Origin of the sequence: Acinetobacter sp. AS167 (genome assembly GCF_037152175.1) — a bacterium.
In the GTDB taxonomy this organism is placed as follows: Bacteria; Pseudomonadota; Gammaproteobacteria; order Pseudomonadales; family Moraxellaceae; genus Acinetobacter.
The window spans coordinates 37,250-59,269 of the sequence record NZ_JBBCMP010000008.1 but is presented as its reverse complement, the minus strand read 5'-3'; the positions used below and the strand labels follow the sequence as shown (position 1 = coordinate 59,269).

The 22,020-nt window shown below is 39.6% G+C and carries 22 protein-coding genes and 1 riboswitch; of the genes, 10 read left to right on the top strand and 12 right to left on the bottom strand.

Annotation, left to right across the window (positions count from 1 at the left end):
* Positions 1 to 354 precede the first annotated feature (354 nt).
* The 7 genes from WFN33_RS13825 (at position 355) to gluQRS (ending at position 7,879) form a co-directional block, all read left to right on the top strand.
* Complete coding sequence (locus WFN33_RS13825) at positions 355 to 1,371, top strand: hypothetical protein (protein ID WP_336953646.1); 1,017 nt, start codon at positions 355 to 357, stop codon at positions 1,369 to 1,371.
* A gap of 65 nt (positions 1,372 to 1,436) precedes the next feature.
* Positions 1,437 to 2,492 (top strand): hypothetical protein, encoded by a 1,056-nt coding sequence (locus tag WFN33_RS13820; RefSeq protein WP_336953645.1) that lies wholly within the window; start codon positions 1,437 to 1,439, stop codon positions 2,490 to 2,492.
* A 53-nt stretch (positions 2,493 to 2,545) separates the two neighbouring features.
* Positions 2,546 to 2,679, top strand: a riboswitch (TPP riboswitch).
* Between the two features lie 136 nt (positions 2,680 to 2,815).
* Entirely contained in the window at positions 2,816 to 4,711 is a 1,896-nt protein-coding gene (gene thiC, locus WFN33_RS13815) for a phosphomethylpyrimidine synthase ThiC (RefSeq protein WP_336953644.1), read from the top strand.
* A gap of 75 nt (positions 4,712 to 4,786) precedes the next feature.
* Positions 4,787 to 5,407 carry an NUDIX domain-containing protein gene (locus WFN33_RS13810; RefSeq protein ID WP_336953643.1) on the top strand — a complete coding sequence of 207 codons (621 nt, stop codon included), beginning with the start codon at positions 4,787 to 4,789 and terminating at the stop codon, positions 5,405 to 5,407.
* Between the two features lie 9 nt (positions 5,408 to 5,416).
* Positions 5,417 to 6,226, top strand: a complete 810-nt coding sequence (gene cpdA / locus WFN33_RS13805) for a 3',5'-cyclic-AMP phosphodiesterase (RefSeq protein ID WP_336953642.1) — start codon at positions 5,417 to 5,419, stop codon at positions 6,224 to 6,226.
* A 209-nt stretch (positions 6,227 to 6,435) separates the two neighbouring features.
* Positions 6,436 to 6,960, top strand: coding sequence for an RNA polymerase-binding protein DksA (gene dksA, locus WFN33_RS13800; protein ID WP_336953641.1), 525 nt, complete (start codon positions 6,436 to 6,438; stop codon positions 6,958 to 6,960).
* Positions 6,961 to 6,964: 4 nt separating this feature from the next.
* The gene (gene gluQRS, locus WFN33_RS13795) at positions 6,965 to 7,879 is read left to right on the top strand and encodes a tRNA glutamyl-Q(34) synthetase GluQRS (RefSeq protein WP_336953640.1); all 915 of its coding nucleotides are present in this window, start codon (positions 6,965 to 6,967) and stop codon (positions 7,877 to 7,879) included.
* A gap of 49 nt (positions 7,880 to 7,928) precedes the next feature.
* Here the strand turns inward: gluQRS and ftsW are convergent, their stop codons facing one another.
* The 9 genes from ftsW to glnK all read right to left on the bottom strand — a co-directional run bounded on the left by ftsW (position 7,929) and on the right by glnK (position 17,030).
* The gene (gene ftsW / locus WFN33_RS13790; RefSeq protein WP_336953639.1) at positions 7,929 to 9,125 is read right to left on the bottom strand and encodes a putative lipid II flippase FtsW; all 1,197 of its coding nucleotides are present in this window, start codon (positions 9,123 to 9,125) and stop codon (positions 7,929 to 7,931) included.
* Between the two features lie 23 nt (positions 9,126 to 9,148).
* Positions 9,149 to 10,495 (bottom strand): UDP-N-acetylmuramoyl-L-alanine--D-glutamate ligase, encoded by a 1,347-nt coding sequence (gene murD / locus WFN33_RS13785; protein WP_336953638.1) that lies wholly within the window; start codon positions 10,493 to 10,495, stop codon positions 9,149 to 9,151.
* A 259-nt stretch (positions 10,496 to 10,754) separates the two neighbouring features.
* A complete protein-coding gene (locus WFN33_RS13780) occupies positions 10,755 to 11,300 on the bottom strand; it encodes a VTT domain-containing protein (protein ID WP_004725292.1) in 546 nt (181 codons plus the stop codon).
* A 108-nt stretch (positions 11,301 to 11,408) separates the two neighbouring features.
* Positions 11,409 to 12,068 (bottom strand): riboflavin synthase, encoded by a 660-nt coding sequence (locus tag WFN33_RS13775; protein ID WP_336953637.1) that lies wholly within the window; start codon positions 12,066 to 12,068, stop codon positions 11,409 to 11,411.
* Positions 12,069 to 12,160: 92 nt separating this feature from the next.
* Positions 12,161 to 13,465, bottom strand: coding sequence for a DNA adenine methylase (locus WFN33_RS13770; protein WP_336953636.1), 1,305 nt, complete (start codon positions 13,463 to 13,465; stop codon positions 12,161 to 12,163).
* Complete coding sequence (gene ribD, locus WFN33_RS13765; RefSeq protein ID WP_336953635.1) at positions 13,462 to 14,574, bottom strand: bifunctional diaminohydroxyphosphoribosylaminopyrimidine deaminase/5-amino-6-(5-phosphoribosylamino)uracil reductase RibD; 1,113 nt, start codon at positions 14,572 to 14,574, stop codon at positions 13,462 to 13,464. The genes WFN33_RS13770 and ribD overlap by 4 nt, the downstream gene beginning before the upstream one ends.
* A 34-nt stretch (positions 14,575 to 14,608) precedes the next feature.
* Complete coding sequence (gene nrdR / locus WFN33_RS13760) at positions 14,609 to 15,073, bottom strand: transcriptional regulator NrdR (protein WP_004725286.1); 465 nt, start codon at positions 15,071 to 15,073, stop codon at positions 14,609 to 14,611.
* A gap of 144 nt (positions 15,074 to 15,217) precedes the next feature.
* Positions 15,218 to 16,624: an ammonium transporter gene (locus tag WFN33_RS13755; RefSeq protein WP_336953634.1), complete on the bottom strand. Its 1,407-nt coding sequence runs from the start codon at positions 16,622 to 16,624 to the stop codon at positions 15,218 to 15,220.
* Between the two features lie 67 nt (positions 16,625 to 16,691).
* On the bottom strand, positions 16,692 to 17,030 hold the full coding sequence (glnK, locus tag WFN33_RS13750; RefSeq protein ID WP_004725283.1) for a P-II family nitrogen regulator: 339 nt from the start codon (positions 17,028 to 17,030) through the stop codon (positions 16,692 to 16,694).
* Positions 17,031 to 17,321: 291 nt separating this feature from the next.
* On the opposite strand from glnK, the gene WFN33_RS13745 reads away from it, so the two are divergent.
* The 3 genes from WFN33_RS13745 to WFN33_RS13735 all read left to right on the top strand — a co-directional run bounded on the left by WFN33_RS13745 (position 17,322) and on the right by WFN33_RS13735 (position 19,651).
* Positions 17,322 to 17,549: an accessory factor UbiK family protein gene (locus tag WFN33_RS13745; RefSeq protein ID WP_004725282.1), complete on the top strand. Its 228-nt coding sequence runs from the start codon at positions 17,322 to 17,324 to the stop codon at positions 17,547 to 17,549.
* A gap of 71 nt (positions 17,550 to 17,620) precedes the next feature.
* Complete coding sequence (locus WFN33_RS13740; RefSeq protein ID WP_336953633.1) at positions 17,621 to 19,108, top strand: YifB family Mg chelatase-like AAA ATPase; 1,488 nt, start codon at positions 17,621 to 17,623, stop codon at positions 19,106 to 19,108.
* Positions 19,109 to 19,141: 33 nt separating this feature from the next.
* Complete coding sequence (locus WFN33_RS13735; RefSeq protein WP_336953632.1) at positions 19,142 to 19,651, top strand: GNAT family N-acetyltransferase; 510 nt, start codon at positions 19,142 to 19,144, stop codon at positions 19,649 to 19,651.
* 64 nt (positions 19,652 to 19,715) lie between these two features.
* On the opposite strand, the gene WFN33_RS13730 is transcribed toward WFN33_RS13735, so the two are convergent.
* From WFN33_RS13730 to WFN33_RS13720, 3 genes are all read right to left on the bottom strand, one after another.
* Positions 19,716 to 20,486 carry a TorF family putative porin gene (locus WFN33_RS13730; RefSeq protein ID WP_336953631.1) on the bottom strand — a complete coding sequence of 257 codons (771 nt, stop codon included), beginning with the start codon at positions 20,484 to 20,486 and terminating at the stop codon, positions 19,716 to 19,718.
* On the bottom strand, positions 20,483 to 20,722 hold the full coding sequence (locus WFN33_RS13725) for a hypothetical protein (RefSeq protein ID WP_336953630.1): 240 nt from the start codon (positions 20,720 to 20,722) through the stop codon (positions 20,483 to 20,485). Before WFN33_RS13725 ends, WFN33_RS13730 begins: the two co-directional genes overlap by 4 nt.
* 286 nt (positions 20,723 to 21,008) lie before the next feature.
* Positions 21,009 to 21,779 carry a TorF family putative porin gene (locus tag WFN33_RS13720; protein ID WP_336953629.1) on the bottom strand — a complete coding sequence of 257 codons (771 nt, stop codon included), beginning with the start codon at positions 21,777 to 21,779 and terminating at the stop codon, positions 21,009 to 21,011.
* Positions 21,780 to 22,020: the final 241 nt, after the last annotated feature.

The following is a 22,020-nucleotide window of genomic DNA, read 5'->3' as shown; positions in this document are numbered from 1 at the left end:
AAATTTCTCAATATAGCTCATTTTGCTTCCAATCAAAGTGATTAGAGTAAATATACTACTACAATCTACTGAATTTAAATATGTAACTTTGCTATGAAAATCCATATAAACCCAATTCTTGATTATTTATCGAATGCTAATTTTTACCAACCTTAAGTTAGACACACGCCTCAGTTTCTTGCAAAAATTAACGTTTTATTATCACAAAACTACAAAATATTTCATTTATTTAGCCTCGATTCAGCGACAATGGCACCGAACAAAATTGAGCTTCTTTTAAATGCTGGTCGAATGAAATTTCCTCGCAATATCCTTCATTTTCTCATTTCAGGCATACTCGTTATATTGAGTTGCATGATGGTTATCGCATGCCAAAAACCAACGACTGACATTGTTAAAGAGTCTAAAGAGACTCCACCAAAAGAAAATCCAATACCTGATTTAACTCAAATTTGTCAAAATCTCAAAAATGAAATGCTTGCAATCAACGAAAAAAGAACCACACTTGCAATAGAGCAAGTCAATCAAGATATTCGTATGTGTTTGCCATTGATGAAACCTGCGGAACAAATGGTATTGATGCATCAGTCAAAACGTATGTATCAACAATTTTTACAGATCGAACGTACTTCAGAACAACAGCAAGCATTTGAAAATTATGCTTTAGATCAAGCTGCATACCCCACCATTCAACAAAGTAAATTTGAACAACTTAATCTTCGTGATCAATATTTATTACGTCACAAAGGGCAAGCTTATATTGAGCTGACCGAACAAACAGATGATAAAATTGTGTATCGTAGAAGCCCGCAATATCTAGCAAAAGTTTTCGCGCCGTATCTAACTGCGCCTGAACAAGTTTTTATCGAAAATCTTGCAGAACAAAATACTCACCCACTTTTTAAAAATCATAAACTCGATATTGATGCTGAAGAAACTGCCAAAAGAGCTAAATTTTGGCAAGATTACCTGCAAACCTACCCCAATAGCCCTTTTTTAAATGATGCGCAGTTCCTAAAAAATGCATATAGCAGTCTATTATTTTTAGGTACTGAAGAAGCGCCTATTTCGATAAGTTTTGAAAATCAAACCGATATAGATGCCTTAAGTTGGTTGGTGATTGAACGATTGGCAAAATCTAATGATGGTGAGCTTTCAGCACAGGCGAAAAAGTTTGTTCATTTTTTAAATATGAGCAAAGAGCAAAGACAGCAAAAAATTCAAATTAGTGAAAAAGAACGCACTAAACTAGAAAATATTCCTCAATTATTGGCACTTTCCCAACTCAATCAATATCTAAATCTAAGCCCAATCGACTTTAAGCGTGTTAAAAAAGATTGCTTTAGCGATGCGATTTGTTCTGACAGTTAGATGTTATTTCAGTTCAATTTTTATTATTCTTGTGGCATTCAATAACTCACAACAACAGTCATTCTATGAAAGTTTTAAAACAACATTTGTCACTCACAACACTTTTCATTTGTGTCCTATTCAGCGCTTGCCAAAAACATGAGAATAATCAAAAAAATGAAACAACCGAAGCAGCTGCTTCTGAAGTGGCTCAGACCCGTACAATTGAAATTCCAGCTGTTCCACAAAACTGTAACGAGATAGATACAAGCATCAAAAAATTAGAAAAAAAGGTTATCGTTGAAGATTTAAATGACCTCAATCAATTATTTAAAAAATGTCTCGCATCTACTCCATTAAAAACACGCTATCAATGGCAAGCAAAAATTGAAAACATTTATCAAAAACTCATCGCAGATGCCTCGCCTGAAGTATTTCAATATATGACCGACACACTTGCAGACAGTCAGTCGATGACAGCTCAACAAAAACAAGAACTGTATAAAAAGTTAAAACCACGTGAGAAATATTTAGTTGATCACGCAAAAGACTTATATTTAGCAAAATTTTATATCGGCGAAGGTGAGTACACCTTTGTACAGCATCCACAATATGATCTGGATACTTTTGCACCCTATTTAGAAAAATCAGATCAGGTCTACTTTAAACAGATCCGTAAAGAGTATACAGGTGCCAACTATATTATGGACGCAGGGTTAGCAATTAGTTTTGATGAAGTGGCCAATCGACTGTTATATTGGGAAAAATTCAATAAAGACTACCCCAACAACCATTTTAAACATCAAGTCGTAGAGAACATTGAACAATACCGTAGTGCACTTTTTCAAGGCGAGGACAACACTCGCACGCTCTGGTTCGATGACGATAAAATTGCAGATGAACAAGCAATCAAAGCGATTGAAAAAATTGCAGGAAGTAAAACTGCAAGTAGCCCAACTGCACAGAAATTTGTGAATTTAATCAATGCAAGTGAAACGCTTTGGCAACAAATGCCAAAACCATCTAGCCAGTATCCTGAAGATAATTCAGCTGAACAGCAAGACATCCGAGCACAACGTGAAGCATTTGAACAAAAAATTAGAAAATCTGTCGAGGTAATTCTGGCTCAAGAAAATAATTGAAATTGATATCTGTATGCCAGCATATTTTCAATAAGAACATGCTAAGATTTGAACATCGCTTGACGGAGCGCGAGTAATACCTCGCTGAGATTTAGTCAGTTTTGCATCTCCTTGCCAAAACTTAAACTAAAGTACCGTTGAACCTGATCAGGTTAAGACCTGCGTAGGAATCAAGCATCTAAAAACTGACAGCCCATAGTTTATCTATTTTTGTCGCAATAGCGCTTTATTCTGATGATGAATTTAGCAGATAAAATAGACTAGATTTGCCACCGTTTTTGGTCGTGCTTGATTCGTTGATGTCATTCATAAGGATCATTGTAATGAACCAATTAACGAATCTATCCCCTGCTGATCAATTGGCTCAACACGAGCAAGAAGCCAAAGATCTGACTCGAATTTTACCCGCATCTAAAAAAGTTTATATTCAAGGTTCACGCCCAGATATTCAAGTACCGATGCGTGAAATTGAACTCACGGATACCCCAACAGGCCTTGGTGGTGAAAAAAATCCACCAATTATGGTCTACGACACTTCAGGTGTTTATACCGATCCCAACGTACACATTGATTTGAATAAAGGCTTACCCAATGTACGTGAATCTTGGATTGAAGAACGTGCGGATACTGAGCATTTAGCCAGCTTAACCTCTAAATTTGGTCAAGAACGTCTGAAAGATATTCGTACTGCTGAAATACGTTTTGCCCATATTCAAAAACCACGTCGTGCAAAAACAGGCAATAATGTCACTCAAATGCATTATGCCAAGCAAGGTATTATTACGCCTGAAATGGAATACATTGCCATTCGTGAAAATCAACGCCAGCATGAGGGTGTAGATATGCGCCAACATGCAGGACAAAATTTTGGCGCCCACAATCTTATGCAAATCACCCCTGAATTTGTGCGTAAGGAAGTCGCTGAAGGGCGTGCCATCATTCCAGCCAATATTAACCATCCTGAATGCGAACCCATGATTATTGGACGTAATTTCTTGGTGAAAATTAATGCCAATATCGGAAACTCAGCTTTGGGTTCATCAATAGATGAAGAAGTGTCGAAAATGACATGGGCAACCCGTTGGGGTGCAGACACCATCATGGACTTATCGACAGGTAAAAATATCCACGAAACTCGTGAATGGATTATCCGTAACTCGCCTGTTCCAATTGGTACAGTTCCTATTTATCAAGCACTTGAAAAAGTCGATGGTGTTGCAGAAAACCTCACATGGGAAATTTTTAAAGATACTTTAATTGAACAAGCTGAACAAGGTGTCGATTATTTCACCATTCATGCTGGGGTCTTATTGCGATATGTGCCAATGACAGCCAATCGTTTGACTGGGATCGTATCACGTGGCGGTTCGATCATGGCGCAATGGTGTTTGGCACATCATGAAGAAAATTTCCTCTATACACATTTTGATGAAATCTGCGAAATCATGAAAGCCTATGATGTGTCTTTCAGCTTAGGTGATGGTTTACGCCCAGGTTGTATTCAAGATGCCAATGATGAAGCGCAATTTTCAGAATTACGCACTTTAGGTGAACTGACCCATCGAGCATGGAAACATGATGTTCAAGTCATGATCGAAGGGCCAGGCCATGTTCCAATGCATATGGTGAAAGAAAATATGGACCTGCAACTTGAAGTCTGTCAAGAAGCACCGTTCTATACCCTTGGGCCACTCACCACAGATATTGCTCCAGGCTATGACCACATTACTTCTGCGATTGGCGCAGCAATGATTGGTTGGTATGGCACGGCCATGCTGTGTTATGTGACCCCAAAAGAGCATTTGGGCCTGCCCAATAAGAAAGATGTTAAAGACGGGATTATCACCTATAAAATCGCAGCACATGCTGCTGATTTAGCTAAAGGACATCCGGGTGCACAAGTCCGTGACAATGCTTTATCTAAGGCACGCTTTGAATTCCGTTGGGAAGATCAGTTCAATCTCAGCCTCGATCCAGATACAGCAAGATCGATGCATGATGAGACTATGCCTAAAGAGGCACATAAGTCCGCACACTTCTGTTCAATGTGCGGACCTAAGTTCTGCTCGATGAAAATCACTCAAAACGTGCGAGATTATGCACAAAATCAACAAAATGCAGCACACTCTGTAAATAACAAAACGGTTATAGAAGATGGTCTCAAAACCATGAAATCCGTTTATCAGGAACAAGGGCAAAAGTTGTACCATAAAGTGTAAAGTTTAAAAAAAACTTTTGTCTTTCACTATTTCTCAGTTAGGATGAAATGAATATGTTTCATCCTAACTGTGCACATGAACATCATTCAGCAAGCAACCTACACACATAATGATGTAGAAATACAATCTCGTGAATATGCCTTTAAAGGTTTTGTTCAAGTCGAAAAAGTGAGCTTGCGACACCGATTATTTAATCAAACTGAATATACCACAACCATCCAACGTGAATTGATTCGCCGTAAAGAGGCTGCTGGCGTACTGATTTATAATGATCAGCAACAGAAATTTGCATTGATTGAACAGTTTCGTGTGGGGGCGATTGATGATGTTGTTTCACCTTGGCAACTTGAAATCATCGCAGGTGTACTCGATGGAGATGAATCTCCAGAAAGTTGCATTCGGCGAGAAAGCGTTGAAGAATCTGGATGTGAATTAAATCAAATCAGACACTTGTTTAGCTTCTATCCATCTGCTGGTGCATGTGATGAAATCTTCCATCTCTATGTTGCTCAAGCAGCGTTACCCGCTGAAGGTGGGGTGTTTGGTATGCCTGATGAAAGTGAAAATATCAAACTTCATATCATTGATTATTCAGATCTGTGCATCTTATTACAAAGTAATCGTTTAAAAAATGCGCCTGTGATTATGGCTTTGCAATGGCTACAACAGCACTTGCATACATTTGAAAATGTCTAGGGGAAAGGCATGCAATCAGAGATATTGCCGCAAACTGATAAAGATAGAGTAATTATCCAAATCACAGATACACATCTGATGGATAGACCTGAGGCTGAATTTGTCGGGATTAATCCTGAAGAAAGCTTTCATGCCGTTATGAATGATATTCAGCAACGCTATAAAAATATCGATTTAATTTTACATACAGGTGATTTGGCTCAAGCTGCGTTTCCAGAAACCTATGCGCGCTATTTAGATTATATGCAGCGTTTTGGTATCAATTTTTATCAAATTCCAGGAAATCACGACAATCTGAACTTGTTTCCCTTCCATGCGCCAGAACCGATTCCCGCAGTTATTGAGTTAGATCAATGGCGTATCATTTTGCTGAATAGTGCTGTGAGCGGGCGTACTGATGGAAACATTCAAACAGAACAATTGGCACATCTAAAACTGTTATTGGAAAAAATGAGCGACAAATTCATACTCATCGCTTGTCATCATAATCCTTTTGATATGCATTCGAAATGGCTCGATCAGCACAAGTTAAAAAATGCAGATGAATTAAAAGCTGTACTTGAACCATTTGATAACATCAAAGCTGTTTTACATGGTCATGTTCATCAAGAGTCCTATAATATATGGAATGGAATACATTTTATTTCTACGCCTGCGACTTGTGTGCAATTTAAACCACTCAGCCAAGAGTTTTCATTTGATCCAATTGCACCTGGTTACCGTTGCTTACATTTAAAAGCCAATGGTGAATTTGAGACCTTTGTACACCGCTTGGATCACTTCAAAGTTACAATTAATGAAGAAATTTCAGGTTACTAGCTTTTCATTTTTGTTTTTTTCTATTAAGTTATTCGTCCAACGAGATATGCAGAAAGTCTAATTCAGGGTTAGGTGACTTTCATCTTGGTAAAAAAATCTATATGATGACGCCCCCGATAGATTCATTCTGTTGGTAGTGATAAAAAATACTTGCATATCACCATATTTTTTGCGTATAGATAATACGTATATGATGAGGAATGCCCTTTATGGCGAATGACAACCAAAATCAAGTCTTGGAAGAACAAACAGCAGCAGATGATAAGTCTGTAAAGCGAGTGCGTAAAACCAAGCCGAAGACCAATGAAAACGGTACTACAGCAAGTCTATTCGGTATCGAGCCTTATCAGCCAAAGAAAAATGAAGAATACATGTCTGAGGGGCAGCTCGAACATTTTCGTAAAATTTTGCTGGCATGGAAAGCTGAATTGATGTCGGAAGTGGATCGCACCCTAAATACAATGCAAGATGAATCTTCTTCTTTACCTGATGTAAATGACCGTGCTACGCAAGAAGAAGAGTTTGCCATTGAGTTACGTACCCGTGACCGTGAACGTAAACTTATTCGCAAAATAGAGCAATCTATTGAAGCGATTAAAAATGACGACTATGGTTTCTGTGAAACGTGTGGTATCGAAATTGGTTTACGCCGTTTAGAAGCACGACCAACCGCAACTTTATGTATCGATTGCAAAACCCTTGCTGAGATCAAAGAGAAGCAAAATAACGGTTAACGCTGTGTCAAATTCCTCCCCACCCCTCTCTTTTCCAAAGGGAGGGAGGAAGAATACTGTATACAAAGGACGGTTTGCACCTTCACCCACAGGGCCGTTACATTTTGGCTCCTTGGTGACTGCTGTTGCGAGTTATTGCGATGCTAAAGCTCATCATGGGCAATGGATCGTCCGAATAGAAGATACGGATATTCCACGTATTTATCCAGATAGTGAACAGCACATTTTAAAGTGTCTAGACGCTTTTGGTTTCCAATCTGATGTTGAAATCGTTTATCAAAGACATCGCTTAGACATTTACCAGTCAGTAATCGAACAACTCAAACAAAACAATTTAGTTTATGCTTGTGAATGTACCCGAAAAATATTAGGGTCAAATCATATCTACGCTGGAACTTGCCGAGACAAACAGCTCGACTTCGAAAACCAAGCCATTCGTTTAAAAGTGTCTGATCAAAATATTTGTTTCAATGATCGATTACAAGGGCAACATTGCGCTAATTTACACCACGATTTAGGTGATTTTGTTCTCACACGTCGTGACGGCATTATCAACTATCAATTGGCAGTCGTTGTCGATGATTATTTACAAGAGATCAGCCATGTGGTACGTGGTGCGGATTTATTGGATAATACTGAACGTCAAATTTGGCTAGGGCAGCTTTTAGGCTATCCCGCTCTTGAATATATGCACTTGCCGCTTGCAATGAATCATCTAGGGCAAAAACTCTCTAAACAGAACCATGCTCAAGCCCTTGATGTCAAACATGCGTCTGAATTGCTTTTAGAGGCGATTATAGCGCTTGGACAAGCGCCAGTGGACTTAGATCAGCCAGATAAAATGTTGGTTCAAGCCATCACTCAGTGGGATATTACAAGTATTCCCAAAGGAACAGAGATAAAAGCCATTTACCAATAAAAAAGCCACTTTTGATCAAATGGCTTTTTTATTCAAATTAAATAAATTGCTAAAAACTGGACTCTTCTCGCGCTGGATTAGCATCTTTGGTGGTTGCATCAATTTTAAGAATTAAACTGATCATCACCGCACACATAATTAAAGATGAACCACCATAACTAATAAATGGAAGCGTCAGCCCCTTGGTTGGTAACATTCCCATATTCATGCCTGCATTCACTAAGATCTGTAATAAGAAAATAATGCTAATCCCATAAGCCAAATAACCTGCTCGCAAATATTGATGATTGAGCGCACGTTGACCAATACGAATACAGCAAATCAACATCACAAACGAGAGCAACAAAACAGTCGAAATACCAAAGAAACCGAACTCTTCACCTAAAATTGCCAACATAAAGTCGGTATGTGCTTCTGGTAGATAAGACATTTTTTGAATACTATGTCCTAAGCCTACCCCAAACCATTCACCACGACCAAACGCCATCAATGCATTCGACAATTGATAACCTGAGCCCAAAGGATCAGCCCAAGGGTTTGAGAATGACATTAAGCGCTCATAACGATAAGGTTCAAACACGATCAATGATACAAATGCCACTAGAATCGCACCAAATGCAAAGCCAAACTGGATCATAGGCGCACCAGCCAAGAAGAATACACCCAGCATCGAAACTGCAATAACCACAGTTGCACCTAAATCAGGTTCTGCAATAATCAGTCCGACCGTCAGCAACATCACCACACCAAGACGTACCAAGCCCTTAATATTATTACGGACTTCTTCAGCACGGCGGACCACATAGTCCGCCGTGAATATCGCCATCATCACCTTGGCGACTTCGGTTGCCTGCAAGGTAAATCCCCCAACACGAATCCATCGTGTTGAGCCATTAACCTCAGTACCCACAACTAAAACGGCGAGCAATAAAGCAATGGTGATCAACCACAATGGAAAGGTATTTTTAAACCAAAGGTTGAGTGAAACTCGATAGGTAATTGCGGCCGCAACAAAAGCCACCACAATCGAAATTGCATGGCGAATCACATAGTGAAATTCGTTTTCATGCATTCTTTCTGCGTAAGGCATTGAAGCCGAAGCCACCATCACCGTTCCAATACATAACAATGATATGACGCAAAATATCAGTACATTACGTGGTGTAATCTCTGCCGGAAATTTTGGCATCCAACGATCATACACTTGGTTAATCTTACTTATAGTCGTCTGAGCTAACCCAGCCATACTTTATTTCCTTATGATTCTTTTTAGTTTAGAGCATTTACATATTCAACAAAGCGATGACCACGCTCAGGATAGCCTGTAAACATATCAAAGCTTGCACATGCAGGTGATAATAGCACTACATCTTGCGCATGCGTATGTTGTTGACAAAGTTCTACAGCTTGTTGCAAAGATGCTGCATGTAGAAGTTCTGTTGTCCCTGTAATGGCGTTTTCAATAATTGAGCTGTCTTCACCAATCAGTACTGCAACTTTGGCATATTTTTGCAGAGACTCACGTAGTGCAGTAAAATCCTGTCCTTTGCCCTGACCACCCAGAATAATCGCAACCTGACCATCTTGTGCTTCAATTGCAGCACCTAAGCCATCCAATGCAGCCAAAGTTGCACCGATATTGGTGCCTTTAGAATCATTATAATAACGCACACCATCGACTTCTTTAACGAATTCGCAACGATGCTCTAAACCTTTAAATGTTTTTAAGGTTTCAAGCATTTTGTCTATAGGCAAACCAATCGCTTCACCTAGAGCTAAACATGCCAAAGCATTGGCAACATTATGTGTCCCTTGAATATACATCTCTGAACTTTTGAGTAGACGTTCACGACCTCGCGCTAACCAAATCGTACCGTTATCTTCTCTTAGGATACCGTATTGTTTTAAATCAGGTGCATTGAGCCCAAAGCTTTGCATCGGTGTAACATCTGGCACCAATGGACGCGTCAATGAATCGTCACGGTTATATACGACTTTTTTCACACCTTGGAAAATACGATGTTTTGCCGCATGGTAACCTGCCATATCCCCATGACGGTCCAAGTGGTCTTCACTCATGTTCAAGACCACAGCCACTTCGGCATTTAAACTCGAGGTTGCTTCCAATTGAAAGCTGGAAAGCTCAAGGATATAAACATCTGGATCATCATGGGTTAAATCTAAAGCTGGGCGACCCAAGTTACCCCCTACCGCAACCTTTACTCCTGCTTCTTGCGCCATTAGGCCAATCAAAGTGGTCACGGTACTTTTTGCATTTGAGCCAGTAATCGCCACAATCGGTTTATCTGTAGCACGGCGGAGAATTTGAATTTCACTGATGACTGGAATGCCTTTTGCAATCGCAGCTTGAATTGCTGGTAACTGAGGATCTAACCCGGGACTAATGACGATCTCTTCAGCTTGCAAAAGTAAATCTTGATCGAGTTGACCAAAGCTGGTTTGAACTGCTGCTGGAATTTGCTCATGTCCTGGTGGAACTTCACGAGAATCTGTGACTGCAACACGGTAGCCATTTTCATGAAGAAAATTTACTGCTGAAACGCCTGAAATTCCAAGCCCAGCCACAACTTTTAACCCACCACGTTGTATTAACATTTTTGCTCACCAGCATTAAGATTTTAAAACTTGCAAAATGTTAGCACTTTGGCGATTTGAAAGCTTTTTCTGTTTGCACTTTCTAGATATTTTTTTGTGTCAGTGCGTAAAAATAGCAGCAAATTATTTTGATAAATACATCTGATTTTTTAAATAAAACCCCTCGTGATTTTATTCTATTCTCAACATGAATAAGCCGAATGTTGAGGATCCATATTCGGCTTATTCATCGGGGCAGTTTACGACTGTCTAAATCTGATTAAAATGAATCGAGCAGTAAAGATAATAAATTACCCGCGCCATAACCCGCACCAAGCAATAGCGCAATCCAAATCCATCCGCCTAAAATGTTATACAACATGAATACAGGCATTTTCATATGCCCTGCACCTGCTGCAAAAGGAGCAAAAGAACGAACAAAAGGCACAAAACGGGCAACGAGAATGGTTTTCCCGCCATGCTTTTCAAAATAATGATTGGTCTTTTTAATATATTCAGGCTTAAACCAACGTGAATGCGCATGGAAAAACTTAAAACCTAGCGCACGCCCAGTATAATAGTTAACCATATAACCCAAAATTGAAGCAATAATCAGCAACACACCCATATAGTGCAAATGCACAGATTCAGCGGTAGAACATAAAGCACCGACAGCAATCAATAAACTATCGCCAGGGAGAAAAAACATAAAGACTGAGCCAGTTTCTGCAAAAATGATTAGAAACAAAATGGCATAAATCCACAACCCGTAATTCTCTAAAAAAGTGGGCAATAATTGTTCTAAATGCAATAAAAATTCAAGCAATACTCAACTCTCTTACAGAAGAATTCACGATATATTAGCCTAATTTAATCATGTATATATTAAAAGGCCTAAATAAATTAGGCTTTTTTAATCGGGTTTTGTTTTTATTTATTTTAAAAAACCATTGGCTGCCAGAAATTCCATACTGAGTTTAGACTCTGCTTTTGGCTCAGCAGCTTTATCACCAAGTAACAATCTTTCTATATAACGTGCCAATACATCCACTTCTAAATTCACTTGAGAACCCACTTTCCACGTTCCAATATTGGTCCGTTCAGCAGTATGTGGAATTAAATTTAAACTTAATATATTTCCACGTAAATGGTTGATAGTAAGGCTAATTCCATCTACAGTCACAGAACCTTTTTCAGCCAAATATTTAGCAATTTCAACAGGTGCAGTGACTTCGAAATACAGTGAGCGAGCATCTGAACGTACTACGGTGATTTCACCCACAGCATCGACATGCCCACTGACGATATGTCCACCGAAGCGTGTTGTTGGCAACATTGCTTTTTCTACATTGACCGCCTGCCCCGCTTTCCAACTTGCTAAAGTCGAACGATTTAAACTTTCACGGGATACATCAGCAGCATACCAGTTGTTACCCCAGTCGATCACAGTTAAGCAGATCCCATTGGTCGCAATAGAGTCGCCCAAATGCACATCTGACATATCCAAGTCAGTCTGAATACGTAAGCGCACATCACCACCTACATTTTGTAAACTTTCGACTTTACCCAAACTTTCAATGATACCTGTGAACATAATTCTACCTACTGCTGCAGTGAGAGAAACTGATGAAGTTCAATCTTGTTTATTTTGCACTTGCTACATATTTTAAAGGCAAAGGCGAGTTGTTACCATAAGGCCAATTGCGTACTGACACCTGATGTATCCACACCACCCAATTCTGCAAAATGATAGAGTTGACCCAACAGCTGACGCAATGGTGGTCCGGATTTGGCATGGGTATCGGTGATCACAATAAACTCAAGAACACGTGCGCGCTCAGACTGACGTTGTTTACTGACACGATAGCGAGGCACATCCTGAGTCAATAAGGTGACTTTGCCACGTTTCAGATTAGCTGCCAATAAGTCTTTGGCTTCAATATTGCCATCAGTGGAGTAACTGGTGAGAATATAACGCGCATTAATGGTTTCCAGTAAATTCTCATAGGCTTCTTGTGCATACTTAGAGGAATTATAAGGACTTGGACGTTCTTTACGCCATGCACGGTCAATCCCGCTTTTAAAACCTTTTGTATCCGGTGTAGGTAAATCAGTTTGATCCCAAAGTGTTAGCGAGTTGAGCACATGATAATTGCTACTATAGGCATGTTGGTTATACGGTGGATCTAGATAAGCCACATCAACTTCAAAACCACTCATCTGATTCGCCAAATGCTGTGCATCCACACACCACACTTCTGCCATAGGGGTTTTCTGTTGATTATGTCCTACTTCACTAAAGCGGCTGGGTGTTAGCCATAATAAAGATTCAATACGTTCTAACGCAGTTTGGGTTTTTCCACCCCAACCATGATGGAAGCTTTTAAATACACCGCTGGTGTTGCTGACAAAACTTGCCGAATAGAGCAAAGGTGCCAATAACGCACTCATTTCTACATCGTCAATTGCACCCTGTGCTTGCCAAGTAGCAATTTGCTGGCGAATTGCATCTATGCGCATCCCATTGCGGCGTTTAAAAAATAAACGGTCTCGTGCAGGGTCATAAATTTCATCATTGCGCGGACAAAGGTTATGGGTAACCCACCCTTTCACTTCAGGCAAGCGGTTTAAATAATCGATGGCTTTCTGATATCCACCCAATTCTTTAAATGCAGGTGCATCTGTGCATGCCAAAATGGCATGATTTAATGCATGACTATAAGGTTCCCAGTCATTGGCAATCACCCTATAGCCATTTTGACGAGCTAAGCGCGAAACCACACCACTGCCAGCAAAAAAATCGGCAAAAATTGGGGCGCGTTTACCCTTAGGATTCAAAGTTCCTGTGATTTCAAGCGCTTCAAGAATCAGATGCAACAAACGGCGTTTGTTTCCTAAATAGGGAACTAACTGATGAAAAAGATATTCATCTGTTGTACGCGCAGCATGACGACGTTTATGGTAAACCGATGATGTTGACTCTGGATTCATACTGACTCTTGTGAAGGGATAAGTCTTAAGCGAATGTCATCACCAAACTGATGAACATCTTGTAACTTAAAACGTAATTGTTGTGCCATCGTTTCAAATTCGGCATTGAACATGGCACGTGCTGATTGTCCTAAAAAGGTCGGGGCAACATAACTGATTAATTCATCCACCAGATTTCCCTGCAAAAATGCAGTGGATAATGTCGCACCAGCTTCAACCAACACATCGTAAATTTGGAAATCTTTTAAAGTAGCAAGCAAATCTTTTAAAGATTGAACTTCTAATTGTACCACGCCCAGCTTAGCAAGTTCTTGACGAAATGGCCCCATGACCACCACTGTTTCAGGTGTGTTAAGAATTTGAGCATTGAGTGGCAAGCGACCTTGTCGGTCTAAAATCACGCGCTTAGGCTGTACAATCTTTGCAATATCAATATCGCCCAATGAACGTACATTTAATTGTGGGTCATCTGCCAAAATAGTATCAATCCCAGTAATCACTGCACCTGAAATGGCCCGCCAATGCTGAACATCTTGACGTGATTCGGCCCCAGTAATCCATTTAGACTCACCAGATGCCATTGCAGTACGGCCATCTAAACTGGAAGCAACTTTTAAACGAACATAAGGCAACCCTGTTGCCATTGCCTTTAAAAAGCCTTTATTGAGTTGTGCCGCTTGTTGCTCACAGATCCCTGTTTCAACCTTAATCCCTGCCTGACGTAAGATATCAACACCTTTACCAGCCACCAAAGGATTTGGATCAGCACATGCAACAACAACCTTACTTACACCCGCTTCAACCAGCCCTTTGGCACAAGGTGGTGTACGGCCATAATGCGCACAAGGTTCCAATGTAACATAAGCAGTTGCACCTTTCGCAGACTCGCCTGCTTGACGCATTGCAAAAACTTCTGCGTGTGGTTGCCCAGCTCGAGGATGATAACCCTCTCCCACCCATTGTCCATCTTTTACAATGACACAACCGACGTTCGGGTTTGGTCGTGTGGAATATTGTCCAAGCTTCGCAAGCTCAATTGCTTTCTGCATCCAAACCTGATCTATGTTTAAACAATCTTCGGGTTTAGAGTTTGAATCAAACTCAGACATAAAATTCCTAATCAATAACGTTCAAAAAATAAAATTAGTGGTCTTGCCCACGATCTTGCATTTGTTCAATTTGATGACGAAAAGCATCGATATCTTGGAAATCCTGATACACCGATGCAAAACGCACATAAGCCACATGATCCAATGCAAACAAAGATTTCATGACGATTTCACCAATGGTGCGTGAACGTACATCACGTTCACCCAAACGGCGAATTTGTAATTGAATATCACTAATGACGGTTTCAATCTGTTCTTGAGTCACAGGTCTTTTTTGTAAGGCGTGCATTAAAGAACGTCGTAATTTTGCTTCGTCAAATGGTTCATTTTTACCATCTGACTTGGTCACACGTGGCATCACCACCTCATAACTCTCAAATGTCGTAAAACGTTCGCCACAGCTGATACATTCACGACGTCGACGAATCTGGCTACCTTCAGCAGCCAAACGAGAGTCGATTACTTTACTATCTGCAGCATTGCAAAATGGACAGTGCATAGTGGTTTTATTGAACAAAATTCATGATTTCAGCTAGTGTAGCAAAAAAACCTGATTTTGTTGAGCCTTTCGCAAGATATGGAAAAAAAACAGCCCTTACGGACTGTTTTATACTATATATAGTTATTATTCAGATCTTATTAATTATTCGATACGTTCGCCATGTTGGCTTAAATCGAGCCCCATACGTTCATCATCAGATTCAACACGGATCCCAATCACAACATCGATGATTTTAAGCAAGATAAAAGTCACAATTGCTGAGTATGCGATGGTTGCTAACACACCTTCAACTTGCACCCATAATTGATGCATTACATCCGTTGGTGCTTTATCACCCATAATGAATGAGCTTGCAAATACAGCTGTTAAAATCGCACCAACAATACCGCCTACACCGTGTAAACCAAACGCATCCAATGAGTCGTCTGCTTTAAGGATACGTTTAAGACCAGAGATCCCCCAGAAGCATACTACACCACCGATTAAGCCCATGATCAACGCACCACTTACAGTCACAAAACCTGCCGCTGGCGTAATCACAACCAGACCAGCAACTGCACCCGATGCCGCACCCAATACTGAACCTTTACCACGAACAATTTTTTCAACCACTAACCAAGCAATTGCTGCAGCTGCTGCTGCAATTTGAGTCGTTACTAAAGCATACGCTGCTGAACCATTTGCACCCAAAGCAGAACCACCATTGAAACCAAACCAACCGACCCATACCAAGCTTGCACCCAATACAGTTAAGGTTAAGTTGTGTGGCGCCATAGATTCTTTGCCCAAGCCCATACGTTTACCCAGCAAATACGCAGCAACTAAACCTGCAACACCAGAGTTAATATGAACAACAGTACCACCCGCGAAATCAAGCGCACCATCATTCATTAACCAGCCACCGCCCCATACCCAATGAGCAATTGGTGCATAAACAATAATGACCCAAATTGTAATGAACGTGATCCAAGCACTAAATTTCATACGATCAGCCACAGAACCACTGATGATGGCAACGGTAATGATCGCAAAAGTCATTTGGAAAATAACGAAAAGAATTTCTGGAATTGTGCCACTCAGCGCATCTGTTGTAATCCCAGATAACATGATTTTATCGAAACCACCAATAAAAGCATTACCAGAACCAAATGCAAGTGAATAACCAATGACCACCCATACGATGCTGACCACTGCTGCAGCAGTAAAGCTTTGCGCCATAGTAGCAAGCACATTTTTCTTACGCACCATACCGCCGTAGAATAATGCTAAACCGGGAATTGTCATCAGCAATACAAGTGCTGTAGATACAAGAATCCACGCTGTATCACCTGTATTTAAAGTTGGTTTTTCTACTTCTGCTGCTGGCGCAGCTGTGGCAGCCACCGTTTCAGGCGCAACGGTTGCCGATGTATCGGCGACTGTCGCAGTCACATCACTTGCCGTTGCAACAGCTGTAGATGCAGGCTCAGCTACGTTTTCTTCTGCCCACGCAACTGATCCGCCAAGAAGTGCGCCAGACAGGCTGAGCGCTAATAGCATTTTTTTCATTCGTATCCCCCAACCTAATTTTGTGAGTTATGTATTGATATACATAACCAGCAATCTTCGTGCCAAATTAAACAGCGTCTGGACCTGTTTCACCTGTACGAATACGAATTACTTGCTCTAAATTAGTCACGAAAATTTTTCCATCACCAATTTTGCCAGTGCTAGCAACGCGTGTAATAGATTCAATCACTGAATCTACCATGTCATCACTGATTGCGATTTCGATTTTCACTTTAGGCAGAAAATCAACAACATACTCAGCGCCACGATAAAGTTCAGTATGCCCCTTTTGACGACCAAAACCTTTAACTTCAGTTACGGTAATCCCTTGAACGCCTATATCAGACAGTGCTTCACGCACGTCATCTAATTTAAACGGTTTTACAATTGCAGTTACGAGCTTCATATTGTTTTCCTTCGGCTTATTTCACCAGTAAGGTTTTATGTTCAATTTTCATGCCAATCTTATTAATGGTTGGGGTGATTAATTCAATCAACATGCATTGCCTTTATAACCTATTGTATATACTTAGGTGAAGTTGCAACTTTAAAAAACACATAATATTGCGTGTTTTTTTAGATTTCATTGCTAAATTATAGGAGACATTATGCTTTAAGCAGCGGATAAAAAATTACTTAAATAAAATGAATACGCGATGTTACACTAGGCGAAGAGCTTTACTAATTTGGATTCCTCATGATTGAAACATTATTACAAGCAATTTTAGAACAGGTCGATCAGCCTAAAAAAGATATAGAACATAATTTGCGCGCTTTGCTAAACGAAGCCATTTCTAAAATGGATATCGTTTCAAAAGACGAAATTGAACGCCAAAAGACTGCACTAAATAATGCCAATTTACGATTGACCGATTTACAAGAACAGGTCAAAGCACTTGAGGTGCTGATTCAGGATAAAAAATAAACTAAATTTGCACTTTGTTGGTGCAAAAAATATAATAATGATTAAAAATAAAGCACCAGTGGAAAACAACAATGTCTTTAGCCAAAATTTATACCCGAGGCTTGCTCGGGCTGCATGCACCTTTAATTGAAGTTGAGGTCCATGTTAGTGCAGGGCTTCCTTCTTTAACAATTGTTGGCTTAGCTGAAGCAGCAGTTCGTGAAAGTAAGGATCGCGTTCGATCAGCCATCATTAACAGTGGCTATCAATTCCCAACCAAGCGCTTGACCATCAATCTCGCACCTGCGGATCTTCCCAAAGATGGCTCTCGTCTAGATCTACCCATTGCACTGGGTATCTTAATTGCCACGGGACAACTTCCTGAAAATGTCACAGATCATTTTGAGTTTATTGGTGAATTAGCACTAGATGGACACTTAAGACCAATCACAGGGACCTTAACCATTGCAATGGCATGTCAGATGGCCAAACATCAATTGATGCTGCCACAGGAAAATGCCGCTGAAGCAGCGCAATTGCCTGAATTTCAAGTTTTTGCTGCTCAGCACTTAAAACAGGTGTGTGAGCATTTCTTAAATCTACACAAAATTGAGGTCACTGCTACACAAAAAATACAGCAAAATAATGCCTACAAATTTGATTTATCGGATGTTAAAGGGCAATTACGCCCACGGCGTGCTTTAGAAATCTCAGCCGCAGGTGGACATTCTATTTTATTTAAAGGCCCGCCAGGTACCGGTAAAACCCTTTTAGCTTCTCGCTTACCGAGTATTTTGCCAGCCTTAAATCCACAAGAAAATCTTGAGGTTGCCAGTATTTATTCAATTGCAAAGGCAAAACATCATTTTGGACAACGTCCATTTCGCACCCCTCACCATACTGCATCAGCGATCGCCCTCGTCGGTGGTGGTTCAAATCCAAAACCAGGAGAGATTACCCTAGCGCATTTAGGTGTGCTATTTTTAGATGAGTTGCCTGAGTTTGATAAAAAAGTACTCGAAGTTTTAAGACAACCACTTGAATCTAAAGAAATTGTTATTTCTAGAGCATCACGCCAAATTACATTTCCTGCAAACTTTCAATTGATTGCAGCAATGAATCCCTGTCCTTGTGGTTATGCTTTTAATCAGGACAGTCGATGCCAGTGTTCTGCTGAAGCAATTAAACGCTATCAAAATAGAATCTCAGGTCCATTATTAGATCGTATTGATTTACATATCGATGTACCACCATTAAAAGCCCAAGAATTACAGGATCAAACACCTGTCGAAGATTCAGCAACAGTACGGGAACGGGTGATTGATGCTTTTGACTTCCAAATCAAAAGACAAGGCCATTTAAATCACAGCTTATCGCCAAAAGACTTAGAAAAATATGTGGTTTTAGATGAAACATCTAAGCAAATGCTCGAAATGGCACAACAACGTTTAAATTTATCTGCGCGGGCGTATCATCGTATTTTACGTGTCTCAAGAACTATTGCAGATTTGTCTCAAAGTGAGCAAATCCAAAGTGCGCATTTAACTGAAGCCTTGTCATATCGTGGAACTCAATCTTAGAATCTAACCTATGACATATAGAAAATACATAGCATGCTAAATTTAAGCCTACGCAACGAACATGCAGACGACATTGAAAATATTTTCAATCTCACTCAACTGGTTTTTCTAAATGCAACGCATACCGACCATACTGAACACTTGATCGTCAATGCACTCAGGGATGCAAATCAATTAACTATTTCAGTTGTTGCTGAATTGGATCGACAGATTATTGGGCATGTGGCGATTTCACCTGTTGAAATTTCTTCTGGCGCACAACATTGGTATGGCTTAGGCCCAATTTCAATTGCACCAGAATATCAACAACAAGGTGTTGGTAAAGCTTTAATCCAACACGCATTACAGCAGTTACAACAACTCAATGCAGCAGGATGTGTTGTGCTTGGAGATCCTGCCTATTATTCCAAATTTGGCTTTCAGCCACACGCCAGTTTGATTCTTGACGATGTGCCTGCTGAATATTTTCAAGTCCTTGCTTTTAACCAAAGCATTCCACATGGAACGGTAAAATATCATCCAGCATTTGAAGTGAAAGCCTAACTGATTTCAAAATCGCAAAAAATAAAGGTGACTCATGGTCACCTTTATTTATTTTAATTTGCTCTTAGAAAGCTTTAGTTAAAGTAAACACGGCACCTGTTTCAACACCACGTTTCACAGAATTAGTGAATCCATCAGTATCAATATTGGTTCCGACTGCAGCAAGTTCCGCAGTTACCCCAGGAATAGATCTAACCGCATAATTCACCCCAACTTTCCAGTCGACATAATTGTCTTTACCATCAGGTAATGCTTTTTCATCCATTGTAGTATAGCCAACATTAGCAAGCCCACCGAAACCAGTATCACCAAATGGAGCTGAATAGCCAACGTTAAAATTCCAACTGTTGCCACCGACTGCTGCCCAGTCATTGGTATAGTTCACATTGGTCAATAGACTACTGCCTTTAATCAAGACGTCTGCAAATATTAATTTTGCATAAAACTCAGTCCAGTTAAAATCACTGCTTGCACTTGGATAATTATATTCAACAACACCAACATCCAAAGTTGGTTTAAAGGTTGGAGATAGCGCCAAGGCTGTTGTATAACCAATAGAAGGATCTAATTCTAAATGTGGATCAGATGAACCAAAATTCACATTTGAACCCCAAAGACCCGCATATAAACCAGAACTATGCGATAAGGTAAAACCCGCTTGTACTGCTGGGTCGCTTAATGTTTGAGTCATACCGCGGAAACGATAGTCACTCGTTACGGCAGCACTACCTGCAAAGCTTAAACCTAATTTTGACAGTGCGTTGTCTTCCGCCATTGCCATTGTTGCTGTAGACGATAGAACTGCCAATGTTAGTGCTTTAGTTGAGAATTTCATCTTGAGTGCTCCCCCATCATACGATGTTTATTTGTTATGCTAAAATTTGATGAACTCCCTAAGCAATTAGCAATTGCCATGCCAAAATGAAACTCAAGCTTTTTATAAAATTCAGAAATACATATTAATATTTTTATAATCAATGTTTTAGAATTAAAATATTGTGGATAATTTTTTTTATTCTTCAGCTGTTGAACATATGCTATTTCAAGCATCACTTGATGGAGCTGATTCATATTGACCTACTTTAAGCATGGTTTTAATGCAAAATAGTATGAAAAATCTGAGCGTAAATTTTCTATAAGGTGCTTTATTGTTGTCATAAAAAACGTATAAATATTACTTTATGCTTTTCATATCAGTTTATTGTAATGGTGCATATTGTTCTTTTGCTCAAAAAAAGCACACAGTTTTAAAAACGCCTAAAAAAAGTGCATTTCCTATCTTCGGTCATACACTTTGATAAAATAAGAAAGGCTAATTCTCAGGCATATTCTTCTTATTAAAAACTATAAGTTAATCTTAAAAACTATAAGCCAAACCAAATAACATATTGTCCTTACAACCTTCACCCAAACGATCTTTACCACCGATCACATAGTCTAATGAAGCAGTAACACCTGTATTGGCAATGGTTTTACTGAGCCCCAAGCGCATTTCGCTCAATGTAAAATCCTGTTCTGTCTGCACAATACTGTCATCACGATGACTGTTATAAAGAGATGCACCAATAGAAGTGTTAAAAATAAAATCTTGAGCCAAAGCATGACGATACGCAATGCTTAGATAAATATCACCAGCATTGGCAGAGGATGCATCAGCTAACATCACTGAAGCACCTGCGGTTAAATTTTTATAACTCAGTTCAGCAGATAGATCTGTATATGTAGTTTTACGATGATCTGCTTGATCTGCATAAATAGTACCGCCTTTATGATAAACATATGCGGTGGTTCTTAAGCTATAGCTCCAATTTTGCGCAACTTCCTGAGCATAAGCCAAATAAAAATTATTTTCAAAACCATGATCTTGCATAACATCTGTAGGATTATAGCTCAGTGTAGAACCCCAATAGCCAAACGTGATGCCACTTTTATGTGCATAACTTAAACCACCTTGAACAGCGATATCATCATTTTCAATTCCTCCTCGATAGATATACTTAGATACCAATCCCACATTTCCAGAAATCATGCCATTTTTAACCAAAACATTTGCTTGTTCAGCAAATGCTGGGCACGACGCTATACAGATAGGCATTGCCCGTAATAGTTTAGAAATAAGTGAATTCATGATAACAAATGGGTGGGCGTATAAATAAAGGCGAATTTTACTGTGTTTTTAAATTTTTGGTAAAAAACATGGAGATAAATTCAGCATATTTTCCAATTTATTTCATATTTCACACAAAATTAGTATTTTAATAACTCTTTAGAAATTTTTTTCATAAGAAAAGAAATTAATATTGTGTAAAAGATTACAGAAATGTAATATTTTTAAGCAAAAGAGATTCCCTTTTTATAGATTAAATATA